Origin of the sequence: Longibaculum muris (assembly GCF_004343035.1) — a bacterium.
Taxonomy (GTDB): domain Bacteria; phylum Bacillota_I; class Bacilli_A; order Erysipelotrichales; family Coprobacillaceae; genus Longibaculum; species Longibaculum muris.
Genome location: NZ_SMCQ01000018.1, coordinates 1 through 24,563 on the forward strand (window position 1 = coordinate 1; position 24,563 = coordinate 24,563).

20 protein-coding genes and 1 other annotated feature are annotated in these 24,563 nt (G+C 31.3%); of the genes, 3 read left to right on the forward strand and 17 right to left on the reverse strand.

From position 1 onward, the window contains the following. Nucleotides 1-93: 93 nt before the first annotated feature. The 7 genes from EDD60_RS11280 to EDD60_RS11310 all read right to left on the reverse strand — a co-directional run bounded on the left by EDD60_RS11280 (nt 94) and on the right by EDD60_RS11310 (nt 10,898). Entirely contained in the window at nt 94-1,380 is a 1,287-nt protein-coding gene (locus tag EDD60_RS11280) for an ABC transporter substrate-binding protein (RefSeq protein ID WP_066444438.1), read from the reverse strand. Beyond that, a complete protein-coding gene (locus tag EDD60_RS11285) occupies nt 1,373-2,047 on the reverse strand; it encodes a response regulator transcription factor (protein WP_066444434.1) in 675 nt (224 codons plus the stop codon). The genes EDD60_RS11280 and EDD60_RS11285 overlap by 8 nt, the downstream gene beginning before the upstream one ends. Continuing rightward, nucleotides 2,040-3,350 carry a sensor histidine kinase gene (locus EDD60_RS11290; protein ID WP_066444430.1) on the reverse strand — a complete coding sequence of 437 codons (1,311 nt, stop codon included), beginning with the start codon at nt 3,348-3,350 and terminating at the stop codon, nt 2,040-2,042. Before EDD60_RS11290 ends, EDD60_RS11285 begins: the two co-directional genes overlap by 8 nt. Further along, complete coding sequence (locus EDD60_RS11295; protein WP_066444429.1) at nt 3,350-4,303, reverse strand: sugar ABC transporter substrate-binding protein; 954 nt, start codon at nt 4,301-4,303, stop codon at nt 3,350-3,352. The genes EDD60_RS11290 and EDD60_RS11295 overlap by 1 nt, the downstream gene beginning before the upstream one ends. 91 nt (nt 4,304-4,394) lie before the next feature. Next, nucleotides 4,395-6,707, reverse strand: a complete 2,313-nt coding sequence (locus tag EDD60_RS11300; RefSeq protein WP_066444428.1) for an HAD-IC family P-type ATPase — start codon at nt 6,705-6,707, stop codon at nt 4,395-4,397. Nucleotides 6,708-6,856: 149 nt separating this feature from the next. Continuing rightward, a complete protein-coding gene (locus EDD60_RS11305) occupies nt 6,857-9,265 on the reverse strand; it encodes a DUF1963 domain-containing protein (RefSeq protein ID WP_132226419.1) in 2,409 nt (802 codons plus the stop codon). Between the two features lie 262 nt (nt 9,266-9,527). Continuing rightward, on the reverse strand, nt 9,528-10,898 hold the full coding sequence (locus EDD60_RS11310) for a PTS sugar transporter subunit IIC (protein WP_066444409.1): 1,371 nt from the start codon (nt 10,896-10,898) through the stop codon (nt 9,528-9,530). 270 nt (nt 10,899-11,168) lie between these two features. On the opposite strand from EDD60_RS11310, the gene EDD60_RS11315 reads away from it, so the two are divergent. From EDD60_RS11315 to EDD60_RS11325, 3 genes are all read left to right on the forward strand, one after another. Continuing rightward, nucleotides 11,169-11,888, forward strand: a complete 720-nt coding sequence (locus tag EDD60_RS11315; protein ID WP_066444397.1) for a 6-phosphogluconolactonase — start codon at nt 11,169-11,171, stop codon at nt 11,886-11,888. Nucleotides 11,889-12,006: 118 nt separating this feature from the next. Then, on the forward strand, nt 12,007-12,570 hold the full coding sequence (locus EDD60_RS11320; protein WP_066444392.1) for an RDD family protein: 564 nt from the start codon (nt 12,007-12,009) through the stop codon (nt 12,568-12,570). Nucleotides 12,571-12,633: 63 nt separating this feature from the next. After that, nucleotides 12,634-13,434 carry a MurR/RpiR family transcriptional regulator gene (locus tag EDD60_RS11325; RefSeq protein ID WP_066444387.1) on the forward strand — a complete coding sequence of 267 codons (801 nt, stop codon included), beginning with the start codon at nt 12,634-12,636 and terminating at the stop codon, nt 13,432-13,434. Between the two features lie 25 nt (nt 13,435-13,459). On the opposite strand, the gene ilvB is transcribed toward EDD60_RS11325, so the two are convergent. The 10 genes from ilvB to EDD60_RS11375 all read right to left on the reverse strand — a co-directional run bounded on the left by ilvB (nt 13,460) and on the right by EDD60_RS11375 (nt 24,542). Then, entirely contained in the window at nt 13,460-15,136 is a 1,677-nt protein-coding gene (gene ilvB / locus EDD60_RS11330) for a biosynthetic-type acetolactate synthase large subunit (protein ID WP_066444386.1), read from the reverse strand. A gap of 18 nt (nt 15,137-15,154) precedes the next feature. Beyond that, the gene (gene ilvD, locus EDD60_RS11335) at nt 15,155-16,819 is read right to left on the reverse strand and encodes a dihydroxy-acid dehydratase (protein ID WP_066444384.1); all 1,665 of its coding nucleotides are present in this window, start codon (nt 16,817-16,819) and stop codon (nt 15,155-15,157) included. 14 nt (nt 16,820-16,833) lie between these two features. Then, entirely contained in the window at nt 16,834-17,916 is a 1,083-nt protein-coding gene (gene leuB / locus EDD60_RS11340; protein ID WP_066444382.1) for a 3-isopropylmalate dehydrogenase, read from the reverse strand. A 3-nt stretch (nt 17,917-17,919) separates the two neighbouring features. Then, entirely contained in the window at nt 17,920-18,414 is a 495-nt protein-coding gene (gene leuD / locus EDD60_RS11345) for a 3-isopropylmalate dehydratase small subunit (RefSeq protein ID WP_066444374.1), read from the reverse strand. Nucleotide 18,415: 1 nt separating this feature from the next. Further along, the gene (gene leuC / locus EDD60_RS11350) at nt 18,416-19,687 is read right to left on the reverse strand and encodes a 3-isopropylmalate dehydratase large subunit (RefSeq protein ID WP_066444371.1); all 1,272 of its coding nucleotides are present in this window, start codon (nt 19,685-19,687) and stop codon (nt 18,416-18,418) included. 83 nt (nt 19,688-19,770) lie between these two features. Next, complete coding sequence (ilvC, locus tag EDD60_RS11355; RefSeq protein ID WP_066444368.1) at nt 19,771-20,787, reverse strand: ketol-acid reductoisomerase; 1,017 nt, start codon at nt 20,785-20,787, stop codon at nt 19,771-19,773. A 16-nt stretch (nt 20,788-20,803) separates the two neighbouring features. After that, entirely contained in the window at nt 20,804-21,313 is a 510-nt protein-coding gene (ilvN, locus tag EDD60_RS11360; protein WP_066444365.1) for an acetolactate synthase small subunit, read from the reverse strand. Nucleotides 21,314-21,316: 3 nt separating this feature from the next. Continuing rightward, nucleotides 21,317-23,002: a 2-isopropylmalate synthase gene (gene leuA / locus EDD60_RS11365; RefSeq protein ID WP_066444362.1), complete on the reverse strand. Its 1,686-nt coding sequence runs from the start codon at nt 23,000-23,002 to the stop codon at nt 21,317-21,319. 60 nt (nt 23,003-23,062) lie between these two features. After that, nucleotides 23,063-23,319: a binding site (T-box leader), on the reverse strand. A gap of 116 nt (nt 23,320-23,435) precedes the next feature. After that, nucleotides 23,436-24,242, reverse strand: a complete 807-nt coding sequence (locus EDD60_RS11370; protein WP_066444352.1) for a hypothetical protein — start codon at nt 24,240-24,242, stop codon at nt 23,436-23,438. A gap of 84 nt (nt 24,243-24,326) precedes the next feature. Then, a complete protein-coding gene (locus EDD60_RS11375; protein ID WP_066444349.1) occupies nt 24,327-24,542 on the reverse strand; it encodes a hypothetical protein in 216 nt (71 codons plus the stop codon). Nucleotides 24,543-24,563 lie beyond the last annotated feature (21 nt).

Here is a 24,563-nt window from a genome sequence, read left to right on the forward strand (position 1 = left end):
ATAAAAAATAACTTAATGTGTTTTTTAGTTATCAAAGAAAAAAAGGACTGAGCGTCCTAAATGGTTCAAAAACCACTTAGTCGTTACAGCCCCTTAATCCTTAAGATATTGATTCATTTGTTTTTGTAAATCAATTAATGATGTATCTATATCAGCATTATTATCAATAATTTGTTGAATATGCGTTGTTAATAAATTAAGGGCAGATTCATATTTTTTAAATTGATTATGATTCATAGCATTTTCCATAACATCTTTAAGTAAACTCAAATTAACCTGACTATCACCAGCTTCTTCTTTTAAAATATCTAATGTATGCTTAGATTCACTGACTGTCTTTAATGATGAGATACCTTGTGAGTATTCTATTAATTCAGTTTGAGTTTGCTGATCATAAGTTAATGTCTTTAAAAATTCCCAGGCAAGTTGTTCATGTTGACTTCTTGAAGATAACCCCATTAATAATGTCGAGATTTGACTATGTCCTTGTTGATTGGATAGAGAAGGCATTTTGACACAATCCCATTCAAATTGAGAATATTTTTTGACTCTCCAAGGATATGGTTTATAGGTTCTATATTGTGATAGAGGCATTGGTGAAAAGGCAACTTGTCCTTTATCAAATTGTTCAGCACTAACACGATAACCTTGATTTAAAGCTGTCAACTTTTGTAAAAAGACTAATGAATCTTTAACTGATTGTTGATTGAGATAACACATTGTTCCATCTTCATTAAATAATTGTCCCCCATGACCATAGATAGAATCTAACCAATCATAATTATAATAACCGTATTGATCTATAATTCCATCATGATTACTATCTTTTGTCACTTTTTGACATATTCTATAAAAATCATCTAAACTCCAATCATTATCTGGAATAGAGATTCCTTCTTTTTTTAATAATGTTTTATTAACAAACATCAAAGTTGGATTACTTTCATAAGGCAAGGCATATTGTTTTTTTTGAAAAATGCCAGCTTGTAAAACACTTTGATAATAAAGTGATGTATCAAACTGATGATCTTGTTTCATAAATCCATGTAAATCTTTTAATGCTCCTAATGAACTTAACGTATTAAAATCTTCACTTAAAATCATGAATACATCTGGTTCTTCTCCCTTTAATATTTGTTGCGAAAGCCAAGCAGAATAATCTTCTTTTAAGATACCACTTTGATATTCAATTTCAACATTCTTATGTTTTTTTTCAAATCTTTCAATTGCATGATCAATAACATAATAACTATCACCACTTGGCACATCCCAATTACTTCCTGCAAATATCCCCAGTTTAATAACAACCTTATGAGGCCAACAGATAAGTAAGAAAATCAAACCTATACATAATAATACAATGATGGCTTTTTTATTCATAATCAAAATCCTTTGTTGTTTGTCCTGTTTGTACTGCCCATATAGCTAATTGTGTACGATCTCTTAAATTTAATTTTGAAAGAATAGAACTTAGATAATTTCTTACAGTTCCTTCTGATAAAAACAATTTTTGTGCAATTTCTTTATTAGAAAGACCAAAACCAACTTGTTGAATGACCTTCCATTCTGGTTTACTTATCTCTTTAATTCCACTATCTTCAACACGAATAGAATAATTGTTTTGTGACATTTTAGAAAACATACTAAATACTTTTGTGGCAATATCAGGATTAATCATTCCTCCACCATGATAAACAGTTAAAATGGATTGATACAATTCATCCATACTTACCCCTTTTAATAAATATCCACTTGCTCCAAATTTTAATGCACTAAACACAAAATCATCATCATCAAAAGTTGTTAAAATAATAATCTTTGTTTGTGGATATTGTTCTTTAACTGCTTTTGTACACATAACGCCATCCATATGTGGCATACGAATATCCATAAGAATAATATCTACTGGATTTCTTTTTAAAATATCTAAAACCTCAAACCCATCACTTGCAACACTAACAACTTGTATATCTTCATGTGTTCCTAAGACAATCTTCAATGACTCTCTAATGAGCTCTTGATCATCAGCAATCACAACTTTAATCATAATTTTCTCCCCTTTGCATTGGTATTTTAATAATTGTTAAAAAACCATTATGTCCATCATATAACACTTCACCATTAATAACTGCAACCCTTTCTTGCATCTGTTTTAAACCAAAACCATAATGAATATCCTCACAACCACTACCATTATCTTGAATCTTTAAATATAAATGATAATCTTCCTGATAAATAATAATTTCTATATGAGTTGCACCCCCATGACGAAGTGAATTTGTAATACTTTCTTGAATAACCCGAAACAATATATCTTCTTTTGTATTTTCAAAATCTACTTTTTCTAATCGATAATCTAATACAATATCCAAATCACTGACACTCATAAATTCTTCAATCATTGATTCAATTGCCCCTTTAAAGCCATGAGCTTCTAATGCGCCTGGACGTAACTTATTTAAAGAATTACGAACATCCCCAATCCCTTGTCGCACAACTTTAGAGACAACTTGTAATTGTTGCTTAGTTGCTTGAGGATTTATATCTATCATTGCAATACAAGCATCCACACCAGCTGCAATCCCAGTCAAAGCATGACCCAAAGTATCATGAATTTCTCTTGCTAATCGTTTTCTCTCGTTATTTTCACCAATTTTTTCTGTCACCGCTGCATAATTTTGTAATTCTTTATTCACCTGATGAATCATATCTAATTCTTTTGAAATATTCTCATTTTCTTGAATCTGATCAGCTATATAAAGAATCATATAAACAATAAATAATAAGATATTTAATGTTTCTAATACATTCTTTGCAATCATCAGCATTCCTCTTATATTCGCATTAAAAATCTGAAAGTATGCTTGTGGATTTGTGAGTGGAATAACTGTTGAAAAAACATCATAATTAGAAATCAAATAAACAAGAATAACGGCACCTAATATCCATTTTGTTGTTTTATCATCTTTTAAATGATATATACTATTACAAAACACTAATAAAATAATACCATTATATCCCATATACAATAAATAAATAATACCAAAACAAATCAACAATTCAACGAAACTCAAAATCATATTCATCTTATGTTGAATAATATCATGTTCTTGACGATAATACATAATTGATAAAAGAATAATAAATAATAAAATACTTCCAAAGAATACAACAAGTGGATGATGAGGAATATGATTGATTTTATCTAAAAAATCTCTTGTCATCTGATAATCAATAACATATTTTGTTGCAAGTAAAAAAACACTGCCATAAAAAACAATGATAATAAAATTCAAAAGAATCATAAAAACTCTTAAAGATGACAAAGATTGCCAATAACTCCGATTCATTATTGCCACCCCGTTTCATCAAAATCATCAATATTCTTTTTGGTTATTAAAGTCACAGGAACAATAATATTAGAATCAACTGTTTTATGAGCCAATAAATCATACATCTTTAAAGCTGCAGTATAACCAAAAGATATTGGAGATTGTGCAACTGTTCCAGCAACCATTGGTGTTTGACGAATCAATGATTTAACATCTGGAGTTCCATCAACACCATATACTTTAACATTTTTCATCCCATTATTTTCTAAAGCTGCTAAAGCACCTAGAGCACTCGGATCATTAAGTGCCATAACAACATCAATATCGCGATGTTTTTTTATTATTTTTTGCATTAATGGCATAGCAAGTTCTAATTGCCCCTCACATTCTCCTTCGTCAACAATTTGATATTGAGGATGAGATTGGATTGTATCTAAGAAACCATCAATTCGGTCTTTAGCTGATTTTGCACTACTATGTTTTAATAAAACAATTTTAGCTGATGACATTGTATTCATCATATCATTGGCACATTGAACACCAGCATTATAGTTATCTGAAACAATTGTACAGTTGACCAGTTCTTTATTTTTAATAGGTGCATCAACAACAATAATTGGTATATGTGCTTTTTTAGCTGCTAATAAAGCTGGTTGTATTTGTTTATAATCTATTGGGTTAACGAATATTCCATCAACATTTTGATTGATAAAGAAATGAATCTGTTCATTTTGTTTTATCACATCTAAAGCTGGATCCAAGGTAATAAGTCGATCCCCGTTTTGATCAATCACTTTTTCTAATTCATTATTAATAATTTCATAAAAAGGATTATTCATTGTCATATAAGTGACACCAAAAACCTTATGATGAGATGAAGGACGACTATAGCTTGTATAAATCAAACCTACAATCATCATTGCAATTGTCACTATAATCCCAAAAAGAGCCTTCTGATTTTGTTTATGCATATCTATCACCTACACTCTTTTTTATTTTAACATGATTTCTATCATAAATAAAAGTGACAAAAGTCATATAAAAAGAATGAGCTGTTTTGTCTCATTCTCGATCTAAATAAATATTCACAAAATGTGAGATGATTGCTGCTAAAATCATACCAATGACAATTATAATCAATATATATTGGAATAATTGCATTGTAAGTGGAGCAAGCTGTAACCAATCCCAGAAGATATATGTGGCCATACAAAAGCCAATAATATCTATAATCAATACAAATGTACGATACCAATTAATTGGACTATAAATACGATAAATCATATGAATAGAAATTAATGAAGTTGAAAAATAAAGAATTGTAAAGACTTCATGTAATTCTAAAGATAATATAGGGGCAAGAAGTTTTAATGCAATGACACTTAAAACAATAACCAAAGCATTAGGTAATGAATAACGCATCGCATGTCTACCAATCGATTCTTTTTGTTTATCGATATTCTTTTCAAATAAAATCATAAAAGAAGGAAAACCTTCAATAAAATTATCTAATAAAGTCATTTGAAAAGGAATAAAAGGATAAGGCATATTTAATAATACAGTTGAAATAGCAATCAATATTGTATAGATTGTCTTAAGATAATACATAGATGCTGAACGTGTCACATTATTAATATCTAAACGTCCTTCTTTGACAACATCTACCATTGTTGATAGTTCACCATTAATCACAACAAACTGAGAGATTTGTTTAGCAGCATCTGAGCCAGATCCCATCGCGATTGAAACATCGGCATCTTTTAAAGCTAAAACATCATTAACTCCATCACCTGTCATTGCGACTTTTTGTTTATGTTTTTGTAAAGTTAAAATCATTTGATGTTTTTGTTTTGGGGTAGCCCGACCAATCACATTGTAATTCATGATTGCATTTTCTAATTCTTCATCGGTTGTCAAAGTAGATGCATCAATATAGTGATGAGCATCTTTGACTCCCGCTTGTTTCGCTAATGAACTTACAGTTATTGGATTATCCCCAGAAATCACTTTAATATCTACATCATTTTCTTGAAAGAAAGCCAGTGTTTCTTTCGCATCATCTCTTAGAGGATCTAAAATAATAATTAAAGCTAGTGGTGTTGCTTCATGAAGATGTTCTTGAAAAGTTTGAAAATCAGCATGATGAGCAACCATTAAAACACGAGCTCCACTATTTTGAGCTTCTTGAATATATTGTAGTAATTGATATTGAGGTACAATAAACTCTGGTGCTCCTACAATAATCGTTCCAATACCTTCTAGTTCCTGTGCACTCCATTTTCTAGCTGAAGAAAATGGGACACGATTTTTCACTTCATAACATATCTCATCTTGAAAGTATTGCTTTAATGTTTGATAAGTTGCATTATTATCAACACTTTGTCCAACAAATGAACTCATGACTTTTTGCATATCAAGTGATAAAGGATTGGCTAAATCAACAACCTCTTGAACCTTCATTTTCCCTTTTGTTAAAGTTCCTGTCTTATCAAGACATAAAACATCAACACGGGATAAAGTTTCAATACTAAACATTTCTTGAACAAGCACTTTTCTTTTTCCTAGACGCACAACACTGGCAGCTAAAGAAACACTTGTCAATAATACTAATCCTTTAGGTAACATTCCAAGTAAGGCTGTTGAAGTATTGACAATTGCTGTCGCAAGTGATTCTTCTCTCACCCCTAAAGCTTGATACAACATCAAAACACTCAATGGAACAACTAAATAACTGGTAAATTTTGTTACTTTATTAAAAACATTAACCAACTCAGATGTCACTGGTTTTCTTTGTCTTGCCTCATTAGCAAGATGAGTCGCATAATTATCTATTCCTACATGTTCAACTCTTGCATAACATGCACCAGAAACAATAAAACTTCCTGACAATAAATGGTCACCTATATTTTTCAATACAGGGTCAGCTTCTCCTGTAAGTAAAGATTCATCAACTTCAACAGCTGTATCTAACACAATAGAATCAGAAGAAACTTGATTTCCAGTTTCAAAATAAACCACATCATTTAAGACAATTTCTTCATTATCAATCTCTTGTATTGTGTCATCACGTAATACTTTTGTTTTAGGTGAAATAATTAAATTTAACTTAGCAACCATATTACGAGAACGTATCTCTTGATAAATTCTAATAACTGTATTGGCACTTACAATCACAACAAAGAATAAACTTGACCATGCTTGAACAAATACCAATGCACATGCTATAACAAAGTTATAAGCATTAAACAAATTAAAAACATGTTCAAATATAATTTGTTTATTTGTCTTAACTAATGGTTTTGGAGATATATTCATATGCCCTAAATCAATTTGATCTAAGACCTCTTGATTTGTTAATCCCTTTATTTTTTGCATATTCACACCCACTTTATTTATCATATTTTTCCATATATCATGATATTTTAATCAGAATTTTATCATATCTTAACACCATTATATGGATATCATATGAATATATGGTAAAGAATTTCTTAAGAATATCTAAAGAAGATCAAAATCAAATCTTAATAACAATCCCAAGTATATATAACCTGATCAAATCTTTTATTTTTCAAATCATCCTTATCAATAAGAAAATGACATGTTCCATAATCTCCCCACATCATATGTGTTTCATCACTCAATAATTGAAGCAAAATAAGCATTGACTCACTTCCTCTAGAATCCTCTTGAGCAAAAGATCCCTGTCCTAACATTTGATTATTTTCATTAAATTCAACGTACTCATAAAGAGCATCCATAAATCCATCATTATTTTCAAAATCCTTTGGTAATAAATCATCACACAATTTCTTTAAACGATCGATAAATTGAAAATCACTTACTGATAGTCCTTCAACTTGTTGAATAGATAAATTCAAACGATATTCTCCATGCAGTGGTGATTCTTCATTAATATATTCAACATCTTGACGAAGTGGTGCTATATAATCAACTTTTTCGTGATAAACAACACGATATTTAGGATTATCTACATTAAAATCAAAGTCACATCCATAAACATCATCACATTTGATAAAGAATTGCAACATTCCATGATCTGGTAAATCCCCAACTGTTTTTCCTTTAAGTTCATCAAAATTAATTTGTGCCAACAATATTAACGGTTCATTTCCATCACAAGGAATATTTTCACCCTCTAATAAATAAGGTAATCCACCTAATTTACTACAATAACGATTAACTGGTAAATCACTATATTCCAAAACAATCACATCTTCTTTAAATTCTTTTAATCTATCAATAATAGGTTGCATATCATATTCTTCAACAATTTCATATTCTTCATTTTGTTTCACTATTTTTACTTCTTTTCTATGTTGAATATAACGTATAAAAATGTAAATTGATTTAGCCAGTTCAATGCTCACAATTAAAAATATCAACATACATAAAGATTTTTGCCATCCTTTTATTAAACTTCTTATAAAAGAATACAATATAAATAACAAAAATGCTCTTTTTTCATAATTATGAACATTATGTTCTTGTTGTAGAATTGCTTTTAATTTTTTTAAATACATTGGAAAAACAAACAATTCTCCAACAAAGATAATACCAAAAGCTATCCATATTGTTTGAATAGATTCTTCCATTATTCCACTTACCCATATTTGAATTGGTTTCACAAATAACCAAACTAAAAAAATAATCCAAATACAAATCAAATGATAAAGTGTTCTCGTACTCCTATAAGTAAATTCATTGTAATAAGTTTGAATTTGCTCAGATGAACACCAACGCACAGGTTTAAAATAATTAACTGGAAAAAATGCCGACCATAGACCATATAGTATCATTCCAATTCCAACAATTATACTCATCACAATATTAAATAACCAACTATTTTTCTCTTTAACTTCATCATCATTTTCTTTGGCATCTGCTTTTTTCTTACGGACAAAACGATGCTTTTCTATTAATTGATAACTTTCATCAATTTCCCAGTCTTTATTTTTTAAGACTTCTACCTGAAAAGGAACATCTTCATAAGCTAAACGCATTAAAAGTTTATTCATAAATTGAAGATCATAATACATCTTCTCATCAAATGTATAAAATGGCTGATGTTTTATAATAGCACGCATACAATCATCACGATCAAATCCAAATTCCACTAAAATATTTAAAGCTTTATCAATTCTTCCATCATTTATGATATATACACGCGCTTTTTGTGAAAGATCAACTTCACCTAAACGACCATCATGATATAAATTCTGATAATCAATCATATCGATATCCATTTTCTTCATCAATCGACTTGCTAGTAAAGTTCTAGCTGCCTGATAAGCAAAAAACGAAACAATAATAGTGATTAAGGCAATCTTTACTAAATCCTCAAAAACTGATCCTCTTAAAAATAATATAAATAAAAAAGCTATAACAAGTAAAAGTATAGTTACCCATTGTACATATCTTAACGTCTTTTTTTGATAAACTTCTTTTTCACTATTTATTCTTTTTTGTACCATAAAATATGCAACGATAAAAACAATAATTGCATAAAAACATAAATAGAAACTAATAATGGAAATCGGAAAAGTAAAAGAAGCTGCAGTGACTAAAGCACTATACATGATCATGATAAAACCAGGTATTATTGATAAAAAAGCCACGGGTAAATAGTGAATCCTTTCATGAACTGAATGATGTTTTGTAGAAATATAATGCCCATACAATACATATAAACATCCTATTCCTCCTATGATACAAAAAACCGACAATCCTAAAAAAGCAAAATAAGTATCATATATATAAATATATGGCAAAATAGAAGGCAAGGTTGTTATGGCATAAAATAAACCTACTACACCAAAAAATACTGATAAAAACAAACTTACCTGATATGCATTTGTATCATCAAAAGTATCAAGCATATCCTGAATAAATCTTTCCCTATTATCTTTCATATCATTTCCCCAAACTTTCTTTATTCTTTTATTTCATTATACAGTTTTGATTATTTTTCTTCAATCAAGTTTTAAAAAACAAAATATCTACCTTTTTTGTTAAACATTTTTGACCTAATATGAAGAAATACTAACTTTTTATTTACTTTCTTATATTTCAATGAAATAAATAAACCTCAAATGCCAAAGACATTTGAGGTAAAACAAAATTGAATGATAGAAATGAAGTTATGGTGTGTAAGTTTATCTTCTTTTTTATAGATTAAATGTTTTGAACTCCATTTTCTTCATCTAATTTTTGTTTTTCCATAAGTTTAAAGAATGGATAATAAAGACACATATCTAATATAATTAATCCAATAACAAGTATTCCTGCTTTGATATCCATACATCCTAAAGCTGCACCTAATGGAGCGGGTGTTGTCCATGGTGTTTCTATAACACCTTTTCCAACAATATGGAATGCCATACATGCATAAGCAATAATAGAATTCACGACTGGTACAAATATAAATGGAATCATCATTAATGGATTTAAAACCATTGGTAAACCAAAGATAATTGGTTCATTGATATTAAAGATAGCTGGTCCAATTGATAATTTACCAAGTGTTTTTAACTCTACAGATTTAGAGCGCAACAATAAGATACATAAACCTAAAGTGGCTCCTCCTCCACCAAGAGTAATGACATAAGACCAAAATGGTTGTGTAAAGAAATGAACAACTGGATCACCTGCAGAAAATGCTGTAATATTAGCAACTAAGTACATTTGCATAAATGGCAAACGGATAGGTTGTGTAATACTTGCACCATGTAATCCAAAGAACCAAAATGTTTGTGCAATAATTGTAATTAAACAAATTCCAAGTAATGAATCTAATCCTGAAATAGCTGGTGCAAGTAATGTCATAATCATACTTGGCAACAATTCACCACTTATATTTTGAACAAATAGTGAAAGTGCATAGAAAACAACCACACATACAAACAATGGAATAATCGCATCAAATGATGAAGCAATTGCTGGTGGTACCCCTTCAGGCATTTTAAAGCGAATATTTTTCTTCAACATAAAATGCATAATTTCAACGCATCCAATGGAAACAATAATAGCTGTGAAAATCCCTTTGGCATCCAAGAATGTCGTTGGGATATAGTTCCCTGCCTTTGTTAGAAGATCTGTCATATTTGCCCCTTCACTCATTAAGCTAGCTGGCACAGCAGACACAACTGGTGATGAAACAATTAAAAATACTGCGGTTGAGACAATTGCTACATTTAATGTTGGCATCTCATATTTCTTAGCCAAATGATAAGCAATCGCAAAAGCCACAAACAATCCCATTAATGCCATTGTCATGTTATAGGGTAATTGTAACATTGCTTTATTTGCTTGCGCCCAATTATACCATCCCATTAACATATCGCTAATGACTCCCCAATTTGGTAATGTTTCTGGTTTAAATGGAGGTGTTGAAATAATTAAACAAACACCACCTAGAATTGATAGTGGAATCGCAACAACCATCCCATCACGAATAGCTGCAAGATGTCTTTGATTCCCCAATTTATTTGCTAAAGGTAGTAAAGTACGATCAGCAAGTTGATTAAATTTTTCCATGAATTTCATAGATATTCCTCCCTTCTCAAATGTACCTGAATTATATCTTTTTCAACACTCTTTTGGCAATTCTTTTCCATATTGTCGAAATTATTTCCACATTGTGGAAATGTGTTGATTTTTCAATGTAATTAAGATATATTATTAATTTAGCGCTACATAATTAGGAATATCATAAATTTAAAATAAAAATTATTTTCTTGACACTATCAAAAAATCACTTATAATGTGACTTGTGTAAGTTTTATCTTCTTGATATAAATCAAGGAGGAAAGAATTATGAAATTAATTATTGAAGAATCAGAACAAAAAATGAGTGAAAGTGCAATGCACATTTTACTCGGTGCTATGATGCAAGACAAACGTGTGAATATTTCTTTAACAGCTGGGAAATCACCTGTCAATCTTTATAAGATGATGATCCCTTATATCAAAGACCAAGATAAATTTAAGGATATTGAGTATTGGTTATTTGATGAAGCACCATATCTTGATAAACCATATGGTCCTAACTGGGAAGAAATGCAAGAACTTTTCTTTAAAGATGCTCATATTCCTGATGAACGCATTCACACAACAACAATGGAAAATTGGGAAACTTATGATCAAGAAATCCGTAACGCTGGTGGTATTGATGTGATGTTGATTGGTTTAGGATTTGATGGTCATTTCTGCAGTAATTGTCCAAGATGTACACCAATGGATAGTTATACTTATCCAATGGATCGTAAAACAAAAAATGCAGCTAATCCTGGATATCCTGAAAAACCACATTTACCAATCACTCTTACAATGGGACCAAAAAGTTTAATGCGTGTTAAACATTTGGTAATGATTGTGACAGGAAAAGAAAAAGCTGAAATCTTAAAACAAGTTTTAGATTCACCGATTACAGATGAATTACCTGCAACAATCTTAAAATTACATCCTAATTTTACTGTGATTTGTGATCAAGATGCTGCATCATTATTAAATTTAGAAGATTACAAAAGATTATAATTGATTTCTAAAGAAGATGAATTTTCATCTTCTTTTTGTTTCCAAGATTTGGAAATGAATTGATGAATGATAAATGACTTTGTTATAATTTTAAAAAGTTTATTTTGAGGTGAGAAAAATGTCAAAGAAAAAAGTTACAAATAAAAATGATATTATTGAATTAAGAGTAAAGAGATTTTTAGCAATGGTTATTGATTGGTACTTAACAAACATGTTAGCTGTTATTCCTATCACTTTCTATTTTCGTAATGGTGATTATTTACAGCCTTATATGTTTGATTTTATCCATTATGATTTTCAAACAGCACTTTTACTTATTTTATATGGTATAGCAATTGGTTTGATATATTACATAATCATTCCTGTATTCCTTTGGAAAGGACAAACATTGGGTAAAAAAATATGTAAGATTCAAATTGTTGATATCAATGAAAACAATATTACTTTAAAGACAATGTTATTAAGGGAACTTGTTGGAGCAACACTATTAGAAGGTGGTATTGTCATAACCGCAACTTACTTAAGAAAACTATTACCTGTGTTAGGTTTTACAAGTTTTGTTGAGCCACTAAAGTATCTTGCTTATGGATTAACTTTACTGTCTATTTTATATGCTTATTTTCAACCAAATTCCCAATCTTTTCATGATAAAATAGCCCAAACAATTATCATAAAAAAATAAATTGTATTTCCCCTCCTTTCGTGATATATATAATATAATCATATGTCGAAAAGAGGAAAAAATATGTTTAATCTTATGATTATCTTGCTATCTACTATTAATAGTGAGCCTATTGATTCAAACAATTATAAAATCGCAAAATTTTTGATTGAAAATATTCATGATTTAGAAGATATTACATTAACAGATTTAGCCAAACAATGTTATGTTTCTAATTCCAGTATTTCACGTTTTTGTCGTGATATTGGTTTAAATGATTTCAACGCACTTAAAAGTCAAGTCGCTAGATTTGCAATTGAACATGAACATGCTAAAAAGAAATATGATTTTAAATCTTTTGAAGCTAGCTCTTTATGTAAATCTTATATTTTAAGCGTGATGGATAATTTAAAATCACTTTATAATAGTGTGATTGAAGAAGATATTCAAAATCTTGTTAAAGATATTTATCAATATAAAAAAGTGGCTGCTTTTGGTTATATGCAATCTGAAAATATTGCTTTAAACTTGCAGTTTGATTTACAAACGAGTGGCAAAATTTTATTTACTTGTATTAAGTTTATTAATCAAGTGGAATATATTCAAAATGCTGATGAAGAAACATTAATCATTATTTTTTCTGAATCTGGTACTTATTTTGATCGTGTATTTCAGCGTAGTAAACCTTTTAAAAACTTAAAAGTTAAACCTAAGATTTATATGATTACATCTAATTTTAATATATCCCTTCCGTATGTAGATGAATATATTCGCTATCATAGTCGTAAGGACTATGCAAGTCATCCTTATCCTCTTGCTATTATTGCTGATTTAATTTGTATTCAATATGCACAACTTTTACAAGAAAAAGAAAAAACCTTATAGAGAATTTTCTCTATAAGGTTTTTGATTATTCATTAACATCATTTTGATCAAAGACTTCATCAATAGCAGCTCCTGGAGCAACCATTGGGAAGACTTTATCATCTTCTTGAATCATACATTCAATCACAACTGGTCCATTATAATCCATTGCTTCTTGAATAGCTGGTGCAACTTCTTCTTTCTTAGTAACTTTAATAGCTTTACATCCTAAACCTTCAGCTACCTTACAGAAATCAACTTTATCATTTAAAACAGTTGCAGAATAACGTTTACCATAGAATAAAGTTTGCCATTGTCTAACCATTCCTAAGACATGGTTATTTAAGATAACTTCAATAATTGGTACATTATAACGAGAAGCTGTTGCTAATTCATTCATGTTCATTCTAAAACATCCATCTCCAGCAATATTGAAAACATATTGTTCTGATTTTCCATATTTACAACCAATAGAAGCACCTAAACCATATCCCATTGTTCCAAGTCCACCACTTGTAATCAATTGACGTGGTCTCCTAAAATGATAATATTGTGCTGCCCACATTTGGTTTTGTCCTACTTCTGTACAAATAATTGCATTACTATCAGTTAATGCTTCAATTTGTTCAATAACATATGGTCCTGTTAAAACATCAGGATTATAGCTTAATGGATATTGATCTTTTAAAGCACGAATTTCTTTAAGCCATTGTGGATGGTTTTGTTGTTTCAATAATAAATTTAATGCACTTAATACACTTTTGGCATCACCAACAATACCTAAATCAACCATAACATTCTTATTAATTTCTGCTTCATCAACATCAATATGAATAATTTTCGCATGTTTTGCAAACTTCTTAGCATTTCCCGTCACACGATCACTAAATCTTGCTCCAACAACAACTAACAAGTCACATTGAGAAACACCTAAGTTACTTGCTTTTGTTCCATGCATTCCTAACATTCCAGTATAACGTGGATTTGTTCCATCAAAAGCTCCTTTTCCCATTAAAGAATCAGTAACTGGAGCATCAATTTTTTCCACAAATTCTTTTAATTCAGCTGATGCATTAGCTGCAACAGCACCCCCACCAACAAATACAAATGGTTTTTCACTTTCTTCAATCATTTCAATTGCTTTTTTAATTGTTGAAGTTGGGTAAGTATAATTACGTCTTTCAATATGTTCAGGTTCTAAATGTTTATATTCACAATGTGCTAAAGTCACATCTTTAGTGATATCAACCAAAACAGCCCCTGGTCTACCTTCTTTAGCAATCTGGAATGCTTTACGAATTGTTGGTGCTAAATCTTCAACTCTCTTAACAATAAAATTATGTTTTGTAATTGGCATTGTTACTCCAGTAATATCAACTTCTTGAAAACTGTCTTTTCCTAGTAGTGGTACAACTTGGTTGGCAGTAATTGCAACAAGTGGAATAGAATCCATTTGAGCAGTTGCAATACCGGTAACAAGATTAGTAGCTCCTGGTCCACTGGTTGCCATACAAACACCAACTTTTCCAGTCGCACGTGCATATCCATCAGCCGCATGAGCAGCCCCTTGTTCATGAGAAGTTAAGACATGGTTAATCTTATCTTGATATTTATATAAACTATCATAGATTTCTAGTATTGTTCCGCCTGGATAACCGAACACAGTGTCAACACCTTGTTCAAGTAAACATTCAACAACAATATCTGATCCTTTCATTTCCATAGTGTTTCCTCCTTCTCTTTATTTGACTTTTAATACGGCTCCTGTGTTTGCTGAAGTAACCATTGCTGCATATTTTTTCAAATATCCTTTAACTTCAGGTACTTTAGGTTGCCAGTTTTTCTTTCTTTTTGCTAATTCTTCATCACTGACTAATAATTCAATACGATGATTAGTAATATCAATATCAATCATATCGCCTTCTTCAACGAAAGCAATAGGTCCACCAACTGCTGCTTCTGGTGAAACATGTCCAATAGAAGCACCACGTGTTGCTCCAGAGAAACGACCATCAGTAATTAAAGCAACATCTTTATCTAATCCCATACCTGCAATTTCTGATGTTGGTGATAACATTTCTCGCATTCCTGGTCCACCTTTAGGTCCTTCATAACGAATGACCACAACGTCTCCAGCAACAATCTTACCAGCACGAATAGCAGTTATTGCTTCTTCTTCGCTATCAAAGACTCTAGCTGGTCCTTTATGTTGTAACATTTCAGATGCAACTGCACTTTGTTTTACAACACAGCTATCAGGTGCTAAATTTCCTTTTAATACAGCAATACCACCTGTTTGACTATATGGGTTATCAATTGGTCGAATGATGTTTGGATCTAAGTTCACACATCCTTCAATATTTTCTTTTAATGTTTTTGTTGTACAAGTTAAGACATCAGTGTGTAAAACACCTAATTTATCTAACTCATTCATCACTGCATAAACCCCACCAGCTTCATTTAAATCTTCAATAAATGTATCTCCAGCAGGAGCTAAGTGACATAAGTTTGGTGTTTTTTGACTAATTTCATTGGCAATTTCTAAATTTAATTCAACACCTGCTTCATATGCAATAGCAGGTAAATGTAACATAGAGTTTGTTGAACATCCAAGTGCCATATCTACTGTCATAGCATTTAAGAATGCTTCTGTTGTCATGATATCTCTTGGTTTGATATCTTGTTCAACTAATTTCATAATTTGCATACCAGCATGTTTAGCGAGTCTAATTCTTTCACTATAGACAGCTGGAATGGTTCCATTTCCTTTTAATCCCATTCCTAAAACTTCAGTTAAGCAGTTCATTGAATTGGCTGTATACATACCTGAACATGATCCACATGTTGGACAAGCTTTTTCTTCAATTTCTTTTAATTTTTCTTCAGTGATCTTCCCAGCGTTCAATTGACCAACAGCTTCAAACAATGAAGATAAACATGTTTGTTTTCCATCTACACGACGACCAGCTAACATTGGTCCACCACTCACAAAGATGGTTGGAATATTTAATCTCGCAGCTGCCATTAATAAACCAGGAACGTTCTTATCACAATTAGGAATCATAACTAAACCATCAAATTGATGAGCATTTGCTAAACATTCTGTACTATCACAAATTAATTCTCTTGTCACTAAAGAATATTTCATTCCTGTATGATTCATTGCAATTCCATCACAAACAGCAATAGCAGGAACTTCAATAGGTGTTCCTCCAGCTAAATAAATTCCTTTTTTAACTGCTTCAGCAATCTTATCTAAATTCATATGTCCAGGAACAATTTCATTATAAGAATTAACAACCCCAATTAATGGTCTTGATAATTCTTCTTCTGTCATTCCTAAAGCATTAAACAACGATCTATGTGGTGCTCTTTCAGCCCCTTTTTTGACATTATCACTTCTCATATGTGACCTCCCCATTATAAATTTTCCACAATCAAGTCGCCCATCTTCGAACAAGTAACTTGTTGTTTTCCTTCTGACATAATATCAACAGTACGATATCCAGCTTTTAAAACCTTCTCAATGGCATCTTCAATAGCCTTTGCTTCATCATCCATATCAAATGAATAACGTAACATCATAGCCGCTGAAAGAATTGTTGCAATTGGATTTGCAATATCTTTTCCTGCAATATCTGGTGCACTTCCATGACTTGGTTCATACATTCCAAGTTTATCTTCTCTTAGTGATGCACTTGATAACATACCAATTGATCCTGTTACCATACTTGCTTCATCTGATAAAATATCACCAAACATATTTTCAGTTAAGATTACATCAAATTGACGTGGATCTTTTACCAACTGCATCGCACAATTGTCTACTAACATATGTTCTACTTCAACTTCTGGATAATCTTTTGCCACCTCATTAACAATCTTACGCCATAAACGAGATGTATCTAAAACATTAGCTTTATCCACACTTGTAACTTTCTTTCTTCTTTTCATGGCTATATCAAAACCACGTTTGGCAATTCTTCTAATTTCTTTTTCACTATAAACCAAATTATCATGAGCCACCATTTGTCCATCAATCTCTTTGGTTTCTCTTTCCCCAAAATATAATCCACCAGTTAACTCACGCATAATCATCATATCAAAACCACCTTCAGTGATTTCTTCTTTTAAAGGACAAGCGCTCTTTAATTCATCATATAAATAAGCTGGTCTTAAATTAGCAAATAAACCTAATTCTTTACGCATCTTTAATAAACCTGCTTCTGGTCTTAAAGATGGTTCTAACTGATACCAAGGTGATGTATTGGTATCACCACCAATGGAACCTAGTAATACAGCATCACTTGCTTTAGCAATTTTGATAGCTTCATCAGTTAATGGAACTCCATATTCATCAATTGAAGCCCCACCCATTAAAATATTTTGATAATGAAATGTATGTTTATATTGACATGCAATCGCATCTAAAACCTTAATCGCTTGATTAACAATTTCTGGTCCGATTCCATCGCCTTTAATAACTACAATATTCTTTTCCATAATTTAACCTCTCTTTTTCTCATTTACATAATTCACTAAACCATTGACTTGAATCATTTTTTGTAAGAATTCAGGGAAAGGTTGTGCCTGATATTCTTTATGCTTTGTTTGATTATAAATTTTTCCTGTATCAAAATCAACTTCTACAATATTTCCTTCATCAATATCATCAGCGGCTTCTTCACATTCCAAAATTGCAAATCCAATATTAATTGAATTACGATAGAAAATTCTCGCAAATGATTTGGCAATAACACAACTCACACCTGCTGTCTTTAAAGCTAAAGGAGCATGTTCACGAGACGAACCACAACCAAAGTTCTTTCCTGCCACCATAATATCTCCAACTTCCACTCGTTCTACGAAAGTGGGATCAATATCCACCATCGCATGACTTGCAAGTTCTTTGGCATCAAATGAATTTAAATAACGGGCTGGAATAATAACATCTGTATCAACGTTATCTCCATATTTTAAAACTTTACCATTGGCTTTCATCTTATTCTCCCACCTTTCTTGGATCAGCAATATATCCAGCAATTGCACTTGCAGCAGCAACTTCAGGTGAAGCTAAGTAAATCAAAGCTTCTGTATCACCCATTCTTCCAACAAAGTTACGATTTGTTGTAGAAACACATTTTTCACCTTTAGCCATGACTCCCATATGACCACCCATACAAGGTCCACAACTTGGTGTATTAAAAGCACATCCTGCTTCAACAAAGATTTCTGCCAAACCTTCACGAATACATTCAACAAAGATCTTTTGAGTTGCTGGAACAACCATGACACGCACTCTATCAGCCACTTTTTTACCTTTTAAAATAGCTGCTGCTTTACGTAAATCACTCATACGTCCATTCGTACATGAACCAATCACAACTTGATCAATATAAATCTTTTCCTCATTATTGATTTCATCCATTGTATGTGCATTTCCTGGTAAATGTGGGAATGCAACTGTTGGCATAATCTTTGATAAATCAATTTCAATGACTTCATCATATATAGCATCTTCATCTGCCACATATTCTTTATAAACTTTCTTTGAATGCTTTTGCATATATTCTCTTGTTTTATCATCAACTGGAAAAATCCCATTTTTAGCTCCAGCTTCTATCGCCATATTACAAATAGTAAAACGATCATCCATAGATAACTCAGCGACACCTTCACCAACAAATTCCATAGATTTATATAAAGCCCCATCAACCCCAATTTGGCCGATAATGTGTAAAATCACATCTTTACCACTTACATAAGGTTGTAATTTTCCTTTTAAAACAAATTTGATAGCACTTGGAACTTTAAACCATAATTCACCAGTTGCCATACCTGTGGCAATATCAGTTGTTCCTACCCCTGTAGAAAAAGCTCCCAATGCACCATAAGTACAAGTATGAGAATCAGCTCCAATAATACATTCACCAGCTACAACAATACCCTTTTCTGGTAAAATCGCATGTTCAACACCACATTTTCCTTGTTCCATATGATGAGTTAAACATTGATTTAATGAAAATTCACGAATAGCTTTAGAATTTTCTGCTGATTTAATATCTTTATTTGGTGTAAAATGATCAGGCACCAATACAACTTTATCCTTATCAAACACCTTATCAGCCATTTGTTTAAAAATTGGTAATGCCATTGGTCCAGTAATATCATTGGCCATAACCACATCCAATTTTGCTTCAATTAACTGACCAGCAACAACTTCTTGCATTCCTGCATGATCAGCCAAGATTTTTTGTGTCATTGTCATTGACATATGAATTCCCCCTTTACCCCTTTGTATGTCATCACTAAAGAGTCAATAGACTCTTTACTGAACACACACAAAGTGTGTGTGTATTAGTTATTAATTAATTTATCTTCATCAGACCAGCTGTATAATTTTCTGATTTCTTTACCAACTTTTTCAGATTCATGTTCAACAGCTTTTTTACGCATTGCTCTAAAGTGAGCTTGTCCACCAGCTTCAGACATATCTAATAAGAAGTCCTTAGCAAATGTTCCATCTTGAATATCAGATAAGATTTTCTTCATAGCTTTCTTTGTATCTTCAGTAATAATCTTTGGTCCAGTAATATAATCACCATATTCAGCTGTATTAGAGATAGAATATCTCATACCTTCAAATCCTGATTGATAGATTAAATCAACAATTAATTTCATTTCATGGATACATTCAAAATATGCATTTCTTTCATCATATCCAGCTTCAACTAATGTTTCAAAACCAGCTTGCATTAAAGCACAAACCCCACCACATAAAACAGCTTGTTCACCAAATAAGTCTGTTTCAGTTTCAGTTCTAAATGTTGTTTCCAACACACCAGCTCTTGCTCCACCAATTCCTAATGAATAAGCTAAAGCAATATCTTGAGCTCTACCAGTAGCATCTTGTTCAACTGCCACTAAGCAAGGAACACCTTTTCCAACTTGATATTCACTACGTACTGTATGTCCTGGCCCTTTTGGAGCAACCATAGTGACATCTACATTCTTAGGTGGAACGATTTGTCCAAAGTGAATATTGAAACCATGGGCAAACATTAACATGTTTCCTTCTTCCAAGTTTGGTTCAATTGATTCTTTGTATAATTTTGCTTGTAATTCATCATTGATTAAGATCATGATGATATCTGCTTTTTTAGCAGCTTCTGCTGAAGTATAAACTTCAAATCCTTGAGCTTCTGCCTTTGCCCAAGATTTAGAACCTTCATACAATCCAATAATAACATTAACCCCAGATTCTTTTAAGTTTAATGCATGAGCATGTCCTTGAGAACCATACCCAATGATTGCAACTGTCTTTCCATCTAATAAAGATAAATCACAATCAGATTCATAATAAATTTTTGCCATTTTCTTGACCCCCTATTTAGTTATCTTCTTTTTTTATATCAAAATCACTAAGACCTCTTGCAATACCAGATAAACCAGTACGTACGATCTCAACGATATTGAAACCATCTAACATGGCTAATAAGCCATCAACCTTTCCATGATCACCAGTCACTTCAATAACCATTGAATGCGGTGATACATCCACAATCTTTGCTCTAAAAATATCAACAATTGAAACAATATCAGCTCTTGTTGTTTGATCAGCTTCAACCTTAACCATCACAAGTTCACGATAAACTGATGATGAACGAGGTAAAGCAAAGATTTCAATCACATCTTCTAACTTTCTTAATTGCTTTTCAATTTGTTCAAGAATTTGTTGATCACCATGAGCAACCACTGTCATTCTTGAAACTCCCTCAGTGTTCGTTGTTCCTACTGTTAAACTATCAATGTTGTAGCCACGTCTTGCAAACAAGCCACTGACACGAGTTAAAACTCCAGAACTGTTATGAACAAGAATAGATAAAACAAGTTCTTCCATATATTAACCTTCTTTCTTGATATTTCTATAAATTCGATTCATTGCTGAAATCATGGCTTTAATTGTTGCTGTTGTAATATTAGCATGAACTCCTACACCATATTCACAAACCGCACTTCCTTTAGGACGAAGTTGTACATAAGCTGCAGCCTTAGCTGATGAACCAGATGTTAAAGCATGTTCACTATAATCTAATAAATGTGTATATAAGAAATCATCTGATGAGTTCAAAGCATTCTTTACAGCATCGATAGGTCCATTTCCATAACCAATTAAAGTCTTGACTTCTCCATGATCTTCAATTGTCACTTCTGCCCTTCTTTCATATTCACTATCATCATCACTTAAATCAATAAGTCTTTGTTTAATAAATTTATATGGTTCCTCAATATCAATATATTCCTTTTTAAATGTATCATATATTCTTTCAGGTGATACTTCACCTTCAGTTTCACTAATATCTTGAATTGCTTTAGCAAAATCAGCTTGCAATGCTTTTGGTAAATGATAACCAAAGACAGTATCCATCACAAAGGCAACTCCACCTTTACCTGATTGAGAATTAATACGAACAATTGGTTCATATTGACGATTCAAATCAGCTGGATCAATTGGTAAATAAGGAACTTCCCAAACATCTTGTCCTCTTTGCTGATAAGCATGCATTCCTTTATTAATAGCATCTTGATGACTACCAGAGAATGCTGTAAAGACAAGTTGACCAGCATATGGATGACGTGGTGGAACTTCCATCTTTGTACATTTTTCATAAATAGCTTTAATCTGATTCATTTGACTCAATTCAAGTTTTGGATCAATACCATGAGTAAACATATTAAGCGCCAATGTAATAATATCCACATTACCTGTTCTTTCACCATTACCAAATAAAGTTCCTTCCACTCTATCAGCTCCAGCTAACAATGCCAATTCAGTTGTTGCTACTCCACAACCTCTATCATTGTGTGGATGAACACTCACAATGACTCGTTCTCTATCTTTAAAATTTCTACACATCCATTCAATTTGATCAGCATAGACATTTGGTGTATCCATTTCAACTGTTGAAGGTAAATTAATAATCACTTTATTATCAGAAGATGCCCCCCATGTATCAAGTACAGCTTCACATACATCAAGTGCATAATCAACTTCTGTACCAGTAAAACTTTCAGGTGAATATTCAAGAATAACTTTTCCCTCAAATTCTTGAGATAATTCTTTAACAAGCTTTGTTCCTTCAACTGCAATCTTTTTAATTTCTTCTTTACTCTTATTAAAAACAACATCTCTTTGTAGGATTGAAGTTGAATTATAAATATGCACAATAGCTTTATCTAATCCTTTTAATGATTCAAATGTTTTTCTAATAAGATGTTCTCTAGCTTGAGTTAAAACTTGAACAGTGACATCATCAGGTATCAAATGTTCATCAATCAACAATCTTAAAAAATCATATTCAATTTGTGAAGAAGAAGGAAAACCAACTTCAATTTCTTTAAACCCCAAATCAACTAATAATTGAAACATTTCCACTTTTTCTTCAATCTTCATTGGTGTAATCAAAGCTTGATTTCCATCACGTAAATCCACTGAACACCAAATCGGTGCCTTTTCAATTTCTTTGTCAGGCCAAGTACGATCTTTCAATTTAATCGTTTCAAATTTCTTATACTTTTTATAATTCATGCTTCTACCTCCTATCCCTATATAATAAAAAACCTCGCTCCTCATTATGAAAAAATCATAATAGAGGACGAGAGTTAATCACTTCGTGGTTCCACCTCATATTCATTATTACCTCACAGTAATAACCTTATCAAGTACGCTTATCAATAAGTTCATACTCTAGCGTGATAACGGTCGCAAGTTCCGTAGCAGCTTACTCCACATGTTTCAGTGCTCCACTCAAGGACGAGTTCAATAATGAAGTCATGACTCTTTACACCATCCAGAGCCTCTCTATGCTTTCTACACTACCTACTATTTCCTATCTTTGTATTTCTTATAGGGTTGTTGCATATATGATATACCTTTTCCAATTTTTAGTCAACATTATTTTCATAATTTTGTTTGTGAATTTTTAGTTTTAGAAAATTTCATATACTAATTTTCGTATTTATCAAAATTTTAAACAATTCTTAATAAACTCATTATAATTATATACAATTGTATCATTAGAAATAGTACGATAACCTTGATTTTTTTGTGTCACTTGCCCCATAATCTCTACACCATTATCAATATATTTACCTTGATAAACAAATAAATAAGAATCCTCATTTCCTTTCATCGTCTCATGATCAATATATACTCCTTCTTCAGAGCGTTCATGTGAAACAATTTTAATAATTGCATTAACATTCTTAATTTCTTTAATAAAACGTTGAGCAATCTCCTGACTTTCACAAATAATAATAAAATATAAAGGTATTGGTTTTTCTTCAAATAGTTTTGTTATATCTTGATGTTTATAAACTTGAAACTGCTTTGGATACATTTTATTATATTTTTCATGAATCATTTGATCATCATTAGGAATTTCTTTATCTACAGTCGTATTAGGTGAGTAAGAATCATAAGCATTTCGTAAAGAAACATCAATATTTTGGCAATCTATTTTCTGTTTTAGTTCATTTTCATGTTCATACATATAAATACTATGAAGTTGAGAAAAAAATCCATATTCATTATTAATAAAATAATCATCTTTCTTGTCTGAACAAGATATTCTCCAATAACTATATTTATCTCCCTTAGCATTTTGCTCAGATTGTGTATGTTCCTTTTTTATATGATATTTTCCAAAAAAGCTTTCCATTACATCTTGATACTCATAAGGATAAAATTGCTGTCTCAATATATCCACAGTTAAACTTGTCACGATAAATAAAACAAACACTATTATTACAGTTAATAATTTCTTCATACTATCATCCTCGCTCTCTTTTATCCTACCATTTCTCTTAATAAAAGTTATTAAGATTTAATTAATAAAATAAAAAAACGAGAATTAATCTCGCTTTTTCAATATCATCATTACCCCTAAACAACAACTCAAAAAACTCAAAGCCATCAATATCCACACAATATAGATATTTCCTTTATCAGCAAACTGTTGTAAAGTATACTGCTCATCTAATCCTATTCCATATCCATACATTGTGTACATACATAAGATTAAACTAACCATACTCATAACCGTTTGCAACATTACTATTTTTTTCATATTCATTCTTCCTTTTTGTAC

Excerpts from the sequence above, each read along its gene's own strand:
- leuD (WP_066444374.1), bottom strand. The coding sequence starts at position 18,414 with ATGAAAGCCAATGGTAAAGTTTTAAAATATGGAGATAACGTTGATACA.
- leuB (WP_066444382.1), bottom strand. The coding sequence starts at position 17,916 with ATGGAAAAGAATATTGTAGTTATTAAAGGCGATGGAATCGGACCAGAA.
- leuA (WP_066444362.1), bottom strand. The coding sequence starts at position 23,002 with ATGAATTATAAAAAGTATAAGAAATTTGAAACGATTAAATTGAAAGAT.
- EDD60_RS11300 (WP_066444428.1), bottom strand. The coding sequence starts at position 6,707 with ATGCAAAAAATAAAGGGATTAACAAATCAAGAGGTCTTAGATCAAATT.
- ilvB (WP_066444386.1), bottom strand. The coding sequence starts at position 15,136 with ATGGAAATGAAAGGATCAGATATTGTTGTTGAATGTTTACTTGAACAA.
- EDD60_RS11295 (WP_066444429.1), bottom strand. The coding sequence starts at position 4,303 with ATGCATAAACAAAATCAGAAGGCTCTTTTTGGGATTATAGTGACAATT.
- EDD60_RS11325 (WP_066444387.1), top strand. The coding sequence starts at position 12,634 with ATGTTTAATCTTATGATTATCTTGCTATCTACTATTAATAGTGAGCCT.
- EDD60_RS11305 (WP_132226419.1), bottom strand. The coding sequence starts at position 9,265 with ATGAAAGATAATAGGGAAAGATTTATTCAGGATATGCTTGATACTTTT.
- ilvC (WP_066444368.1), bottom strand. The coding sequence starts at position 20,787 with ATGGCAAAAATTTATTATGAATCTGATTGTGATTTATCTTTATTAGAT.
- EDD60_RS11290 (WP_066444430.1), bottom strand. The coding sequence starts at position 3,350 with ATGAATCGGAGTTATTGGCAATCTTTGTCATCTTTAAGAGTTTTTATG.
- EDD60_RS11285 (WP_066444434.1), bottom strand. The coding sequence starts at position 2,047 with ATGATTAAAGTTGTGATTGCTGATGATCAAGAGCTCATTAGAGAGTCA.
- leuC (WP_066444371.1), bottom strand. The coding sequence starts at position 19,687 with ATGTCAATGACAATGACACAAAAAATCTTGGCTGATCATGCAGGAATG.
- ilvN (WP_066444365.1), bottom strand. The coding sequence starts at position 21,313 with ATGGAAGAACTTGTTTTATCTATTCTTGTTCATAACAGTTCTGGAGTT.
- EDD60_RS11310 (WP_066444409.1), bottom strand. The coding sequence starts at position 10,898 with ATGAAATTCATGGAAAAATTTAATCAACTTGCTGATCGTACTTTACTA.
- EDD60_RS11370 (WP_066444352.1), bottom strand. The coding sequence starts at position 24,242 with ATGAAGAAATTATTAACTGTAATAATAGTGTTTGTTTTATTTATCGTG.
- EDD60_RS11320 (WP_066444392.1), top strand. The coding sequence starts at position 12,007 with ATGTCAAAGAAAAAAGTTACAAATAAAAATGATATTATTGAATTAAGA.
- EDD60_RS11280 (WP_066444438.1), bottom strand. The coding sequence starts at position 1,380 with ATGAATAAAAAAGCCATCATTGTATTATTATGTATAGGTTTGATTTTC.
- EDD60_RS11315 (WP_066444397.1), top strand. The coding sequence starts at position 11,169 with ATGAAATTAATTATTGAAGAATCAGAACAAAAAATGAGTGAAAGTGCA.
- EDD60_RS11375 (WP_066444349.1), bottom strand. The coding sequence starts at position 24,542 with ATGAAAAAAATAGTAATGTTGCAAACGGTTATGAGTATGGTTAGTTTA.
- ilvD (WP_066444384.1), bottom strand. The coding sequence starts at position 16,819 with ATGAGAAGTGATAATGTCAAAAAAGGGGCTGAAAGAGCACCACATAGA.